The organism is Paraburkholderia sp. HC6.4b, from assembly GCF_014200875.1.
GTDB lineage: Bacteria > Pseudomonadota > Gammaproteobacteria > Burkholderiales > Burkholderiaceae > Paraburkholderia > Paraburkholderia tuberum.
This window is the reverse complement of the sequence record NZ_JACHDC010000005.1, coordinates 255,116-269,016: the sequence shown is the minus strand read 5'-3', so window position 1 is coordinate 269,016 and position 13,901 is coordinate 255,116. Positions and strand designations below refer to the sequence as shown.

The following is a 13,901-nucleotide window of genomic DNA, read 5'->3' as shown; positions in this document are numbered from 1 at the left end:
AGCGATTGCGGCACGCGGCGTTTCACGGCGAGGCGGGCCGCGCACCAATTGACGCATTTGACGAACACAAGGTAAGGGTAATGGCAAAAATCATTGTGGTGACTTCGGGCAAGGGTGGCGTGGGCAAGACGACCACGAGCGCGAGCTTTGCGTCGGCCCTCGCGTTGCGCGGCAGCAAGACCGCCGTGATCGACTTCGACGTCGGCCTGCGCAACCTCGACCTCATCATGGGCTGCGAGCGCCGCGTCGTGTACGACCTGATCAACGTGATCCAGGGCGAAGCGAATCTGAATCAGGCGCTGATCAAAGACAAGAAATGCGAGAACCTGTTCATCCTCCCGGCCTCGCAAACGCGCGATAAAGACGCGCTGACGATGGACGGTGTCGAGAAGGTCATCAACGATCTGATCGCGATGGACTTCGAATACATCGTCTGCGATTCGCCGGCCGGTATCGAGTCGGGCGCGCTGCTTGCGATGCACTTCGCCGACGAAGCGCTGATCGTGACGAACCCGGAAGTGTCGTCGGTGCGCGACTCCGATCGCATTCTCGGCATCCTGTCGTCGAAGACCAAGCGCGCGATCGAAAGCAAGGAGCCCATCAAGGAGCACCTGCTGATCACCCGCTACAACCCGAAGCGCGTCAGCGAAGGCGAAATGCTGTCGCTGACCGACATCCAGGAAATTCTGCGCATCGACCTGATCGGCGTGATTCCGGAATCGGAAGCGGTGTTGCACGCGTCGAACCAGGGTCTGCCGGCCGTGCATATGGACGGCACCGATGTGGCCGAAGCCTATAAGGACGTCGTGTCGCGTTTCCTCGGCGAGCAGAAATCGCTTCGCTTTGTCGATTACCAGAAGCCCGGGCTGCTGCAGCGCCTCTTCGGCACCAAGTAAGGGGAGCGCACGTCATGTCGATTCTTTCGTTTTTGCTGGGCGAGAAAAAGAAGTCCGCGTCGGTAGCGAAGGAACGCCTGCAGTTGATCATCGCGCACGAGCGCGCCGGCGGCCATGCGCCCGCCGATTATCTGCCTGCGTTGCAACGCGAACTGGTAGCCGTGATCTCGAAGTACGTGAAGATTTCCGATGACGACATACGCGTGAGTCTCGAGCGTCAGGACGATCTCGAAGTGCTCGAAGTCAAGATCGAAATACCCCAGGCCTGAGCTTCGGATGGACCGCGGTCCATCTCGCATCATGTGCAGGACGTCGCATGGCGTCGCGTCGCAGCGACGTGATGCGGTGCGGCGTTCGGCTCGTCCTCTGGCTTCTGTCTGAAGCCGTCTCTTCGCATCTCCACGGCGCTCGCCATTTCCCGGTCGAAATGAACCGTTGCACTCCAGCGGTGCCGTTACCCGCGCAACGTCAGCCTCGCGTCGCCCTCGCGCATCTACTGACGCGGCGAGTCGGCGGTATCCGTCGTGATGTCGTCTGCGGCATCGTCGGCGCTCGGCTCGCCGTCCTCGCTTTCCGCTTCCGGCACCTCGACCTCGGGCACTTCCGGCACTGGCGCAGGCGTGGGCTGCGGCAGCGGCGCCACGTAGCGCTCGGCGAGCGACTCATAGAGCGGCGGCGCGAACAGGCGGGACACTCGGCTCGCGATCAACGCGGTGGCCATCAGCGAAATCACGAGCGCGTGGCCGTCGATCATCTCCATCACGATCACGAACGAAGTGATCGGCGACTGCGTGACCGCGGCCAGATAGCCGACCATCGCGAGCGCGATCAGCATCGGCAATTGCATCGAATCGAACACCATGTGCAGCAGATTGCCGAAGCCCGCGCCGATCGACAGCGACGGCGCGAAGATGCCGCCCGGAATGCCCGGCAGGTATGAGCCGACCATCGCGATCATCTTCAGGAACGGATAGAACACCGACAACTGCTCGTGTCCCTCGAGCAGGCCGCGCGCTTCCGTATAGCCGCTGCCGAACGTCGTGCCGCCCGAGATCACGCCGACCACCGCGATCGCGAAGCCGCACAGCGCGGCGAACGCAACCGGCCGCTCGCCGTGCAACTGACGCAGCGGCTCCGGAATCCAGCGCGCGGTATTGAGCAGCAGCCAGCCGAAGATACCGCCCGCGATTCCCGTGACGATCGCGGTGAGCACCACCGCGACGGCGAGCAGATCAGGAAAATGCGCGCCGATCTGGATCGTGCCGAAATACGTGTAGTTGCCGTTCAGGCCCAGTGCGACGACACCCGCGATGATGATCGCCGTGATCAGCACGCCACTCGTGCGCGCCTCGAAGCTGCGCGTCAATTCCTCGATTGCGAATACGACGCCCGCGAGCGGTGTGTTGAACGCCGCCGACAAACCCGCCGCCGCGCCCGCCAACGCGAGCTGCCGTTCGATCTGCGCATTCGAGCGCGGATAGAACCGGCGCAGATTGAACATCAGCGCGGCGCCGACCTGCACGGTCGGTCCTTCACGGCCGATCGTAAAGCCGCCGAGAATCGCGAGAAACGACACGCCGATTTTGCCGAGCAGAATTCGCAGCGACAGCAGCCGCGTGCCGTATCCGCGCTGTTTCGTGTGCAGCGTTGCGATGACCTGCGGGATGCCGCTGCCCTCGGAGCCGCGAAAGAACTTGCGCGTGAGCCAGACCGCGAGTGCGGCAACCGCGGGCGTGATCACGAGCGGCGCCCACACATACCGCTGCCGGACATCGAGAAACGCGTCATACCCCCAGTCGATCAGACGCGCATACAGCACCGCGACCAGGCCGACGGCGATTGCACCGAGCCAGAAGATGCCGTATTGCCGCCACAGGCGTTTTGCGCGACGCATGACAGCGGGCGAACGGGAAGGGAAGGGCCGGGACATGAATTAGATTCGTGCAAAGGGCCAAGTATAAAGTGTGCGGGACCGACCAGAATACGTGAAAGATGTTTGAAATAATGAAGTGAAGTGAATCATCAGGCGGACATTTTTTTGCTGTAACGTGCCGTATTGAGAATCGGACCGCGCGCAACGGCCATTTGGCGGGATCGGTAAAAACGTCAGCTAGAATAGTTTCAACTCCGAATAACGAACAGACCCTCAATGAAGCGAATACTTATTGTCAAGGTCACTTCACTAGGCGATATCGTGCAGGCGTTGCCAGTCGTCGCCGACATCAAACGCGCATTTCCTGGCGTTCAGGTGGATTGGGCGGCGGACGAAGCATTCGCGCAAGTCGTGCATTGGAGCCAGGGCGTCGATCGCGTGCTGTGCGCGCCGCTGCGCCGCTTCAAGAAGGCGCGTCGCTGGAGTGATCTGAAGGCGATCTGGGCATCCATCGCCGAGCTGCGCGCGTATCGCTACGACTACATCATCGACATTCACGGCGTCTACAAGAGCGCGATCATCGCCTTCCTCGCGCGCTCGTCGCGGCGCATCGGCTATCAATCCCTGGATCTGGGCGAGCGTGGCGCCGCGTTCGCCTACACCGGGCGTTTCGGCCCACGTCCGCAAGGCAGCGCGTGGCACGGCATGCGCATCAGCGCCAGCGAGGCGCTCGGCTACGAAGTGGAAGGGCCGCCCATCTACGACCTGCAGCTACCCGAAACCGCCCCGCAGCCGTTCGCGACGCAAGACGCGCCTGTCGCGGCGCTTTTTCACGCCACCTCGAAAGCCGACAAGAAATGGCCGCTCACGAACTGGGCGGCGCTTGGACGCGAGTTGAGCGAGCGCGGTTTCCGTGTGGTGCTGCCGTGGGGCTCGGACGGTGAGCTTGCCGAAGCCGGGCAGATCGCCGCGCAGGTGCCAGGCGCGACCGTGCTGCCGCCATTGAGTGTGACCGAAGTTGCGCAGATGATCGGCGCGTGCGCGCTCGTGGTCGGTACCGATACGGGTTTCGTGCACCTCGCGCATGCGCTGCAGAAGCGCACCGTGATGATCTTCGTCGCGACGTCGCCATCGCATTGCGGCGTCGAGGCGCCGTATCGCTCGACCTCGATCGGCGACGGCGACTCGGTGCCGCCCATCAGCGCGGCGCTCGAAGCGATCGACTACGTGTACGCGGCAGAGCCGGTGCTCGCGATGCAGCAAGGATCAGCCGCCGCCTGAGTTCGTTCGCGCGCTCGCGCAATCGTTTGCGCAAAAGAAAAGAGGCGCGATGCGTAGTCCACCCTTGCTGGCGGGGACTGCATCGTCGCGCCTCAAAGAACGCCCGTGTCGGGGAACAGCGGGCGGAGAGGAATCGATTACACGTCTGTTAAAACTGTCGCTTTTCGTTGGACGCCGAAGCGTCCGATCCACGGACGCCAAGGCGGCAGGCTGATACGCCGCGGTGCGTCGAGGCTCGCATGGCGCGCGTCGAACCGCTCGATTGCGGCGACGCTGGCGCGGCCAGCAAGGTTTCTATCGCGACAGTGCGCTCAACGGAGTATAGGCGGTGTTTTCCGCCATGGTGGCGCGATCTGGCGGCAGCGGGGCGGTCGATCGAACGCGCCGATCCAGCGCGCCGGTCCTGTAACAGCTCGGTGATGTTCCCTTACAAATGGCAACGTTCGCTGCGGCGCGCATCGTGTCCAATCGGGTCATTCGGGGTTTGCGCTCGAATCAATCTGACTCGATGGAGAACAACATGAAACGCTTGATCCTGACTCTCGTGGCCGGCACGCTGCTCGCATCGGCACTCGGCGGCTGCGTTATCGCGCCGGCGCCGGGCTATTACTACGGCGGCGGTGGCTACTACCATCACGGCTACTACTACCGCTAAGCCGCGCGCCGTGCTCAGGCCCGGAGCACCAGCCTCAGGCGACCAGCATTTCGAACGCGACCACCGCGGCAATGGCCGCGGCGTTCGCGGCCAGCGCCTCGACGACGATGGATTTCCATGTCGTCGGACGGAAGCGCAGCGCGAGCAGCAGCGAGCCGAGCAAGGCCAGCGCGATGATCGTCACGATATCGGCATTGTGAAGATGGACGTTCATGCGGATCTCCCCGTTTTTTATAGGGTTATGTCAGGGAGTATAGGCAACTCAAAAGGACGCGCAAGGCGGGGGTTTTACCCGGGCCGGGCCGCGCAAACAGCGAGGAAATAATGCTCTCTGCGCGCTGCCGCAGACGCGTAAAAACTGCGCGGGTGCAGCATCGATCGAACCTCGGCAAACGCGCATCGACGAAAGCGTTGTTCCGCCGATGCGCGTTGCATCATTTCATCAAACTCTCATCACGCGTCTCGCGCATGCACAGCACGCCGACAAGGCTCACGGCCGCGGCGACCGACACGTACGCGCCGACCCACGCCAAGCCGCCGTGCGCGGCGAGCACCTGCGCGATATACGGTGCGACCGACGCGCCGAGAATCCCGCCGAGGTTGTACGCGACGCCGGCGCCCGTGTAGCGCACGTTGGTCGGAAACAGTTCCGGCAGCAGCGCGCCCATCGGCGCGAAGGTCACGCCCATCAGGAACAGCTGGATCACGAGAAACAGCAGCACGAGCAACGGCTCGCCGCTGCCGAGCAGCGGCGCCATCGTGAAGCCCGACAGGATCGCCGCGATGATGCCGACGATCAGCACCGGCTTACGCCCGAAGCGATCGCTCGCACGTGCCGACAGCGGCGTCGCGATTGCCATGAACACGACCGCGATGCACAGCAGGCCGAGGAACGTCTGCCGCGGAATATGCAGCGACCCGACGCCATAAGACAGCGAGAACGTCGTCGCGTTGTAGAACAGCGTGTAGCAGACCACCATCGCGAGCGCGCCGAGCACGGTCGGCCGCCAGTGCTGCGAGAACAGCGTCGCGATCGGCACGCGCACGCGCTCCTTGCGCTCGATCGCTACCTGGAACGCGGGCGTTTCGGCAATCTTCAGCCGCACGTACAGCCCGAGCGCGACGAGCACCGAGCTGACGATGAACGGCACGCGCCAGCCCCAGCTGCGGAACTGCTCGTCGGAGAGCGACATTGCGAGCGCGAAGAACAGACCGTTGGACGCGAGAAAGCCGATCGAGGGCCCGAGCTGCGGGAACATGCCGAACCAGCCGCGTTTGCCGGCCGGCGCGTTTTCGGTGGCGAGCAGCGCGGCGCCGCCCCATTCGCCGCCGAGGCCGATACCCTGGCCGAAACGCAGCACGCACAGCAGGATCGGCGCGAGGCTGCCGATCGCGTCGTAGCCCGGCACGAAGCCGATCAGCGTGGTCGACAGGCCCATCACGAGCAGCGACGCAACCAGAGTCGATTTGCGGCCGATGCGGTCGCCGAAGTGGCCGAACAGGAACGAGCCGATCGGTCGCGCGACGAACGCGATGCCAAACGTGACGAACGCCGACAGCGCCTGCGCGGTGGCCGAGCCATGCGGGAAGAATACCGGTCCGATCACGAGCGCCGCGGCGGTCGCGTAGACATAGAAATCGTAGAACTCGATCGCGGTGCCGATGAAGCTCGCGAAGATGATCCGCGCGGTATTGTTTTGCCCGCTTGCGGGCTGAGCGGCGGAAATCGGCGAAGTGGACATGCAGGGTCTCCAATTGTATGAGGCCGCGGCGCGCTGAGCCGTGTTTCGCAGACAGGCGGCGCGCAACGGCGGCATCCTCGTTGAGGTATAGGTTTGGGCGCCGCACGCGGGGTGGCGGCGCGGCACTGCAGTCGGCTCATGCGCCGCGCCGGCGGGTGTGCGGACGGCGTGAGCCATGCCGGAAGGCTCCGGCGCGGGGAATCGGAAAATTATAGCGAGCGCGCTCGTCGCGTAGCAATGGCGGCGTAAGTTTGCGCGGCAACGAGGGGGCTTTATGAGTTATGCGCGATGACTCGAGTAGCTCGCGTGTGGCCGACCCATGTGCGGCTGCGCGGGCGGTGCGTGTCGGCGCACGCGCCAACCGCGCTCAGTCGTACGTTTCCGCTTGCGGCGAGGCGAGTTCGCGCAGCTGGAATTTGCCGTTGTCGTTGAACAGCCAGTCTTCGAATAGCTCGAGCTGGCCGCGGCCATTCAGCAGCTTGCCGGGCGGTAGCGGCAGCGGCGCCGAGCGGCGCAGCGTCGCGAGCGCGGTGCTTTCGGCTTCGTCGTCACCGTTCGTGCGATACACCGATGACTCGACGATGTGTCCATAACGATCGACCGTGAACGACACCACCACCAGCGAGCGCAGCATCGGCTGAGGCCTGCCCTGGAGCACATACGACGGATTGCGCTCGACGATCCGTCGTGCGACCGCGTCGCGATATTGATCGAGCGTCGCGCTGTTGATCGCGGCCACCGGTGTGCTGACGGTTTCGTGCGGCGTCAGCGGTGTGATCGTGCAACCGGCCACGGCGACAACACCGAGCGCGGCGAGCGATAGCCGATGCATGCGAGCGGCCGTGAAGGAGCGCAGAGCCACACGGTGAGAAACAGGAGGGGGAGAAGTGCGAGAGAGCATCGTCGACGAACCGCGAGGAGAACCTGATTGAATGGTAGTCAAAAAGCGCCGGGATTCAATTGGCGTTCGCCCGCCGGATGTCATCGTGCGTGCCCCGCTGAGGCGCTTTGCTTTCCGCTGTAATGGCCGGAAATGTGCGCGCATTGGTCGGCGAGCGAAACCCGCCTACACTCTGATGGCCTCTTGCTGAGGCATCGGTGGAAGTCTTTTCAGCCCGCTTCTGGCGGGCTTTCTTTTGCCTTCGATTCGCCATTCACACGCGGCAATAAAAAAGGCGAACCCGCCAAGCGGGTCCGCCTTTTCGATCCCGGTTCAACCAGCCACGCCGTAAGCTTAGGCTCACGGCGCTGCCCAGGCGTCGATTACTTCAACATCGCACGCGCCGCTTTCACCGCGGCCAGCACCTGCTCGGGCGCGGTGCCGCCCGGATGATTGCGGCTCGCCACCGAGCCCTCGAGCGTCAGATACGAGAACACGTCGTCGCCGATCAGATGCGCGACGTTCGGCAGTTCGCCGCGCATTTCGTCGAGCGTCAGGTCCGCGAGATCGCAGCCGCGATCGGCGCACACGCGCACCGCGAGCGCGACTGCTTCGTGCGCGTCGCGGAACGGCAGGCCGCGCTTGACGAGATAGTCGGCGAGGTCCGTCGCGGTCGAGAAGCCTTGCAGCGCGGCGTCGCGCATCGCCTGCGGCTTGACCGTGATGCCGGCGACCATTTCGGCGAAGATGCGCAGCGTGTCGGCGACCGTATCGACGGTGTCGAACAGCGGCTCCTTGTCTTCCTGGTTGTCCTTGTTGTACGCGAGCGGTTGGCCCTTCATCAGCGTGAGCAGCGCCATCAGATGGCCGTTCACGCGGCCGGTCTTGCCGCGCGCGAGTTCGGGCACGTCCGGGTTCTTCTTCTGCGGCATGATCGACGAGCCGGTGCAGAAACGGTCGGCCAGATCGATGAAGCCGACGCGCGGGCTCATCCACAGCACCAGTTCTTCGGAGAAGCGCGACACGTGCGTCATGACGAGCGCGGAGGCGGCCGTGAATTCGATCGCGAAGTCGCGGTCGGAGACTGCGTCGAGCGAGTTCGCGCAGATGCCGTCGAAGCCGAGCGTCTTCGCCACGGCGTGACGGTCGATCGGATAGCTGGTGCCGGCGAGCGCGGCCGCGCCGAGCGGCAGACGGTTCACGCGCCTGCGGCAGTCGATCATGCGCTCGGCGTCGCGCGAGAACATTTCGACGTACGCGAGCAGATGGTGGCCGAACGTGACGGGCTGCGCGACCTGCAGGTGCGTGAAGCCCGGCATGATGGTCGCGGCGTTCTTCTCCGCGATCTCGAGCAGCGCCACGCGCAGTTCGGTGAGCAGTTCGCCGATGCGGTCGATCTCGCCGCGCAGCCACAGGCGAATGTCGGTCGCAACCTGGTCGTTGCGTGAGCGACCGGTGTGCAGGCGCTTGCCGGCGTCGCCGATCAGCGCGGTCAGGCGCGCTTCGATGTTCAGGTGCACGTCTTCGAGATCGAGCTGCCATTCGAACTCGCCGCGCTCGATTTCACCTTTGATCTGCGCCATGCCGCGCTGGATCGCGGCGAGGTCGTCGGCGGAAATGATCTTCTGCGCGGCGAGCATCGACGCGTGCGCGAGCGACCCTTCGATGTCGACGAACGCCAGACGCTTGTCGAAGAAAACCGACGACGTGTAGCGTTTGACGAGTTCCGACATCGGCTCCGAGAAGCGAGCCGACCAGGCTTCGCCTTTTTTGTGCAGTTGGGACGTCATGGTGTTGGGCGGTAAAAACGGGCGGTGAAGAGGCTGGCAACGCGAGTGCCCGAATCGTGCAAGAGCGCCGCCGCAGCGAAGAAAGACGAAGATTTTAACACCGGGCGAGGGCGGCCAAAGCGCTGCCGCCCATCGCGGGCCTATTCGCGCACCAGCACCACGAGCTTCAGATCCTCGCGATGCGCGGGCTTGAACGTGATCTGGTCATAAACGATGCGCCCGTCGCGCGGATGGTTGAACTCGCGCCTGCCACCTTCGCGCCCGCCGACGTCCTGGGAGGCCCAGTAGCGTGCGAACTCGTCGCTCGCGGCCGACAGCGAATCGATCAGCCCACGTGTGGGCGCATCGTTCAGATGGCGGATCGAGTCGGCGCGGAATTCGGCGGCGAGCCGCCGCGCGCGCGTTTCCCAATCGACGATCAACGCGCGCGCGGCCGGCTCGGTGAACGTGTAGCGCAGCAGGTTGCGGTCCTGCGCGCCGTCGAGCCAGCCGACGAACAGATCGGCCGCGCGCTCGTTCCACGCAAGCGCATTCCACTGCCGGTCGAGCACGTAGGCGGGCGTGTCGATGAGCTGCACGGTTTGCAGCAGTGTGGCGGGCGCATCGGCGGCGGCCGGGTCGGGCTCGGCCGGATCGCGTTGCGCGGCCAGCTCGAACAGATACGCGCGCTCGGCGCGCGATAGCTGCAACGCGACCGCGATGCGCGCGAGCGCATCGGCGGAAGCGGACACTGGCCGGCCCTGCTCGATCCACGTGTACCAGGTCGGACTCACGCCGCACAGCTGCGCGACTTCCTCGCGCCGCAGACCGGGCGTGCGGCGACGCGGCCCCGGCGGCAGCCCGACCGCCTGCGGCGACAGCCGCTCGCGATGGGCGCGGATGAAGTCGCCGAGCGCGCGGGCCGGGGTGGCGTCGAGCGGCGGCGGGTGATCGGCGGAGGACGGCGTCGTCATGCTATCGGCTGCGCGTGGAGGGGTAACGTGGAGGGGGTAATAGAGATACCAGAATAATTGTCGAACTTGTACTGGTACATGGCGGGCTCTATTGTAGCGGCTGGATTCGCGCAATGAGAAAAGCCGGGTGTGACCTGCGTCGGTCACACCCGGCTTTTTGTCCGCCAATGCGGCAACCTCAACCGGTATTGCGCAACCCCGCCGCGATCCCGTTGATGCTCAAATGAATGCCGCGCCGCACGCGCGCATTCGTGTCGCCCGCGCGATAGCGTTTGAGCAGTTCGACCTGCAGGTGATTGAGCGGATCGAGGTACGGGAAGCGATTCTTGATCGAGCGCGCGAGCAGCGGATTCTCGGCGAGCCGCTCGCTCTTGCCGGTGATCTCCGACAACACCTTCGACGTGCGCTCCCACTCGGCGACGATGCGCTCGAACACATGCTTGCGCAGCTTCTTGTCGGTCACGAGCGCGGCATAACGCGACGCGACCGCGAGGTCGGTCTTCGCGATGACCATGTCCATGTTCGACATCAGGTTCGAAAAGAACGGCCAGCTCTTGTGCATCTTCTGCAGCAGCGCGAGACGGCGCGCGCGTTCGGCGTCGGACGGCGCGCTGTCGAGGTGCTCGGCGACCGCGCTGCCGAAGCCGTACCAGCCGGTCAGCAGCAGCCGGCATTGACCCCACGAGAAGCCCCACGGAATCGCGCGCAGATCCTCGATCTTGCGTTGCTTCGGATCCTGCAGCTTGCGCGACGCGGGGCGGCTGCCGATGTTCAGCTCGGCGATCTCCGCGATCGGCGTCGACTCGAAGAAATACTCCTTGAAGCCCGGCGTTTCGTAGACGAGCGCGCGATACGCGGCCATCGCCGTATCGGACAGCTGCTGCATCGTTTCCTCGTACACCGGCAGCTCGGCCAACGTGTGGTCGTGCGGCAGCAGCGACGCTTCGAGCGTCGCGGCCACGACGGTTTCCAGATTGCGCCGGCCGATTTCCGGATTCGCGAACTTGCTCGCGATCACTTCGCCCTGCTCGGTCAATCGGATCTGACCGTCGACGGTGCCCGGCGGCTGCGACAGGATCGCCTGGTAGGTCGGGCCGCCGCCGCGCCCGACGGTGCCGCCGCGCCCATGGAACAGACGCAGCGTCACGCCGCGTTCGTTGAACAGCGACACGAGCGCAAGCTCCGCGCGATACAGCTCCCAGTTCGACGTCAGGAAGCCGCCGTCCTTGTTGCTGTCCGAGTAGCCGAGCATCACTTCCTGCTCGTTGCCCTGATGTTCGATCAGCGCGCTAATGCCCGGCAGCGCGATCAGATCGCGCATGATGTGCGGCGCGTTGCGCAGGTCGGGGATCGTCTCGAACAGCGGGATCACCATCAGGCCGGCGCGCGCGGGGTCGTGCTCGTCGCCGAGGCGTCCGCGCAACAGGCCGGTTTCCTTCTGCAGCAGCATCACCTCGACCAGGTCGGTAACGGTCTCCGTGTGCGAAATGATGTAGTTGCGCACCGCGCGCGCGCCGAACTTCTCGCGCGTCATGCGCGCTTCCTCGAGCACCGCGAGTTCGCTTTTCACGAGCTCGGAGTAGTCGGCGGAGGGCACGCGCAGCGCGCGCGGCTGCGCGAGCTCGGCGAGCAGCACGGTCAGCTTGTCGGCTTCCGGCAACGCCGCGTAATCGTCCTCGACACCGGCGCGCTTGAGCAGCTCGGCGATCACCGCTTCGTGGATATCGGAGCTTTGCCGCAGATCGATGCTCGCGAGATGGAAGCCGAACACTTCGGCCGCGCGCGCGAGCGGCGCGAGACGCGGCGCGGCGAGCGGCGCGCCGTGATGCTCGGCGAGCGAATCCATCAGCACGTGGAGGTCGCGCACGAAGTCGGCGGCGTCGTCGTAGGGAATCGCGCGGACCGGCGCGACGCCGCGGCCGGCGCTGCGCAGCGGCACGCTGCCTTCGCCGAGGCGCACGCGCGCGCTTGCCGCGAGCCGCGTGTAGATGCCGATCAGCGCACGACGATACGGCTCGTCGGTGCGATGCGGCGAATGGTCGGGCGAGATGGCCGCGAGCTCATTGAGCGCATCGCTCGCGCCGACCAGCACATTCGACATCGATAGCTCCTCGCCGAGCTTGTGCACCTGCTCCAGGTAGTGCTCGAAGATCACCGCGGCCTGACGCGTGATCGCGTTTTCGAGCGTTTCGGCGGTGACGTTCGGATTGCCGTCGCGATCGCCGCCGATCCAGCTGCCCATCTGGAAGAACGGCGGCAGGCGCGCTTCGAGGCCATGCTCCTTCAGCGCCTCCTCGATGTCGGCGTACAGCGCCGGCAGTTCTTCGAGGAAGGTGCTGCGGTAGTACGACAGCGCGTTTTCGATTTCGTCGGCGACCGTCAGACGCGAGTCGCGCAGCATGCGCGTTTGCCACAGCGACGTGACGCGCGCGCGCAGCATCGCTTCGTTGTGCGCGCGCTCGCGGTTCGTCAGCGGCTGGTCGCGCTCGGCGAGCAGACGCGCGATGTCGTGCTGCGCGTCGAGAATGCTCTTGCGCTGCACTTCGGTCGGGTGCGCGGTCAGCACCGGCATGATCAGCGCGTCGTCGAAAAACCGCTGCAGCACCGGTGTCGCGGCGGCACCAGCCGCGGCGAGCCGCTCGAGCGCATGGGCGATCGTGCCCGGCTGCGAGGCCGAGCCCGCGAGCGCGTGAATTCGGTGACGGCGGTTGCGGTGACGGTCCTCGGCGATGTTCGCGAGATGCGAAAAGTAGCTGAACGCGCGCACGACGCTGACGGTCTGCTCGGGCGTCAGCGTGCGCAGCTTCTTGTCGAGCGTCTGCGCGGCGGCGCTGTCGTCCTCGCGACGGAAACGCACTGCCGTCTGCCGGATCGTCTCGACGATGTCGAACACCGCCTCGCCTTCCTGCTCGCGCAGCACGTCGCCGAGCAGACGCCCGAGATAGCGGATGTCCTGGAACAGCGGGTGGTCCTTGTCCTCGCGCGTGCGGCCGCCGCTCTTCGCGGTGGTCGCGGCGGCGGACTCAGCCGGCGGCACGTTCTTCGGTTTCGACGGTTTCGCGGCGCGCGGGGGTGTTGCGTCGCCATCGACCTTGGCCTTGGCCTTGGCCGGCTTGCGCGCGGTGGCCGACGTCGCGGCCTGTTCAGCCTTGCTGGCCTTGCCGGCTTTCGACGCCTTTTGCGCCTTGTCCTGCTTGACGGGCACCGAGGTCTGCGCGGCCTTCGGGGCTTTGGTGGCGCGAGTGGCGAGGGCGCGGCGCCTGGCGCGCTGGTCGGCGAGCGTGTCGCCATGTTGACCGACGCTCGACGATATGGCGTGCGCGGCAACGTCGGACAGGGCGTCAGGCGCCGCGGCGTCGGCCGGGCGAGCGGTGGGCGAGGCAGTGTTGCGGCGGGCGGGGCGCGCCGATCCGGAAGACGTCACGATGAGTTTCCTCGGGGAAGCCAGGGTCTGTTGATTGATGAACTGCGACTGCGGAACTGCCACCAGCAAGTGCAACGTGAACTGCGTGCAACAGGGACTACGCAACGGACTACAAGACGGACTGCTAGTGCAACTGCAACGGAGACTTGAAACGGCGACTGTACACGGCGATTGCTCGACCCACTGGAAGCGGGGCCCGCACGTGCCGCACCGCGTACGCGGAACGACACGCGCGCTGCCGAATCGCGCGACGCCGACGAGGGAGAGAGGAGCCACGGGCTGCCAGCCCGCGCTGGGACCGAACACGCGGCAGGCATTGCCTCAGCATGTTCGCCGCATTGCATCATCCCGCATGCCGCCGCGCAGTGCGCGAACGACCGTACGTGACAACGCGGAATGGGCGCCTT

11 protein-coding genes are annotated in these 13,901 nt (G+C 65.3%); 4 read left to right on the top strand and 7 right to left on the bottom strand.

The window, feature by feature from the left end; translation table 11 throughout:
- Positions 1-80: 80 nt before the first annotated feature.
- Together minD and minE are read left to right on the top strand one after the other, a co-directional pair.
- Positions 81-896, top strand: a complete 816-nt coding sequence (gene minD / locus HDG34_RS09900) for a septum site-determining protein MinD (RefSeq protein ID WP_184059587.1) — start codon at positions 81-83, stop codon at positions 894-896.
- Positions 897-910: 14 nt separating this feature from the next.
- Positions 911-1,165, top strand: a complete 255-nt coding sequence (gene minE / locus HDG34_RS09895; protein WP_008922443.1) for a cell division topological specificity factor MinE — start codon at positions 911-913, stop codon at positions 1,163-1,165.
- 224 nt (positions 1,166-1,389) lie between these two features.
- On the opposite strand, the gene HDG34_RS09890 is transcribed toward minE, so the two are convergent.
- Positions 1,390-2,826: a chloride channel protein gene (locus HDG34_RS09890; RefSeq protein WP_260321107.1), complete on the bottom strand. Its 1,437-nt coding sequence runs from the start codon at positions 2,824-2,826 to the stop codon at positions 1,390-1,392.
- A gap of 219 nt (positions 2,827-3,045) precedes the next feature.
- Between HDG34_RS09890 and waaC the strand changes: the two genes are divergently transcribed.
- Together waaC and HDG34_RS39005 are read left to right on the top strand one after the other, a co-directional pair.
- Entirely contained in the window at positions 3,046-4,050 is a 1,005-nt protein-coding gene (gene waaC, locus HDG34_RS09885; protein ID WP_184059585.1) for a lipopolysaccharide heptosyltransferase I, read from the top strand.
- A gap of 520 nt (positions 4,051-4,570) precedes the next feature.
- Positions 4,571-4,705: a hypothetical protein gene (locus tag HDG34_RS39005; RefSeq protein ID WP_260321106.1), complete on the top strand. Its 135-nt coding sequence runs from the start codon at positions 4,571-4,573 to the stop codon at positions 4,703-4,705.
- Between the two features lie 34 nt (positions 4,706-4,739).
- On the opposite strand, the gene HDG34_RS09880 is transcribed toward HDG34_RS39005, so the two are convergent.
- The 6 genes from HDG34_RS09880 to ppc form a co-directional block, all read right to left on the bottom strand.
- Positions 4,740-4,919, bottom strand: a complete 180-nt coding sequence (locus HDG34_RS09880; protein ID WP_018419748.1) for a hypothetical protein — start codon at positions 4,917-4,919, stop codon at positions 4,740-4,742.
- Between the two features lie 220 nt (positions 4,920-5,139).
- Entirely contained in the window at positions 5,140-6,447 is a 1,308-nt protein-coding gene (locus tag HDG34_RS09875) for an MFS transporter (protein WP_184059583.1), read from the bottom strand.
- A gap of 367 nt (positions 6,448-6,814) precedes the next feature.
- The gene (locus tag HDG34_RS09870) at positions 6,815-7,348 is read right to left on the bottom strand and encodes a TonB C-terminal domain-containing protein (protein WP_184021206.1); all 534 of its coding nucleotides are present in this window, start codon (positions 7,346-7,348) and stop codon (positions 6,815-6,817) included.
- A gap of 362 nt (positions 7,349-7,710) precedes the next feature.
- Positions 7,711-9,117, bottom strand: coding sequence for an argininosuccinate lyase (argH, locus tag HDG34_RS09865; protein WP_184059581.1), 1,407 nt, complete (start codon positions 9,115-9,117; stop codon positions 7,711-7,713).
- A gap of 140 nt (positions 9,118-9,257) precedes the next feature.
- Positions 9,258-10,070 (bottom strand): helix-turn-helix transcriptional regulator, encoded by an 813-nt coding sequence (locus tag HDG34_RS09860; RefSeq protein WP_184059579.1) that lies wholly within the window; start codon positions 10,068-10,070, stop codon positions 9,258-9,260.
- A 178-nt stretch (positions 10,071-10,248) separates the two neighbouring features.
- Positions 10,249-13,494 carry a phosphoenolpyruvate carboxylase gene (gene ppc / locus HDG34_RS09855; protein WP_184059576.1) on the bottom strand — a complete coding sequence of 1,082 codons (3,246 nt, stop codon included), beginning with the start codon at positions 13,492-13,494 and terminating at the stop codon, positions 10,249-10,251.
- Between the last annotated feature and the right edge of the window lie 407 nt (positions 13,495-13,901).

Bases quoted from the DNA above. Each gene is read 5' to 3' on its own strand.
- argH (WP_184059581.1), bottom strand. From the start codon at position 9,117: ATGACGTCCCAACTGCACAAAAAAGGCGAAGCCTGGTCGGCTCGCTTC.
- HDG34_RS09860 (WP_184059579.1), bottom strand. From the start codon at position 10,070: ATGACGACGCCGTCCTCCGCCGATCACCCGCCGCCGCTCGACGCCACC.
- HDG34_RS39005 (WP_260321106.1), top strand. From the start codon at position 4,571: ATGAAACGCTTGATCCTGACTCTCGTGGCCGGCACGCTGCTCGCATCG.
- HDG34_RS09870 (WP_184021206.1), bottom strand. From the start codon at position 7,348: ATGCTCTCTCGCACTTCTCCCCCTCCTGTTTCTCACCGTGTGGCTCTG.
- minE (WP_008922443.1), top strand. From the start codon at position 911: ATGTCGATTCTTTCGTTTTTGCTGGGCGAGAAAAAGAAGTCCGCGTCG.
- waaC (WP_184059585.1), top strand. From the start codon at position 3,046: ATGAAGCGAATACTTATTGTCAAGGTCACTTCACTAGGCGATATCGTG.
- HDG34_RS09875 (WP_184059583.1), bottom strand. From the start codon at position 6,447: ATGTCCACTTCGCCGATTTCCGCCGCTCAGCCCGCAAGCGGGCAAAAC.
- HDG34_RS09880 (WP_018419748.1), bottom strand. From the start codon at position 4,919: ATGAACGTCCATCTTCACAATGCCGATATCGTGACGATCATCGCGCTG.
- HDG34_RS09890 (WP_260321107.1), bottom strand. From the start codon at position 2,826: ATGTCCCGGCCCTTCCCTTCCCGTTCGCCCGCTGTCATGCGTCGCGCA.
- minD (WP_184059587.1), top strand. From the start codon at position 81: ATGGCAAAAATCATTGTGGTGACTTCGGGCAAGGGTGGCGTGGGCAAG.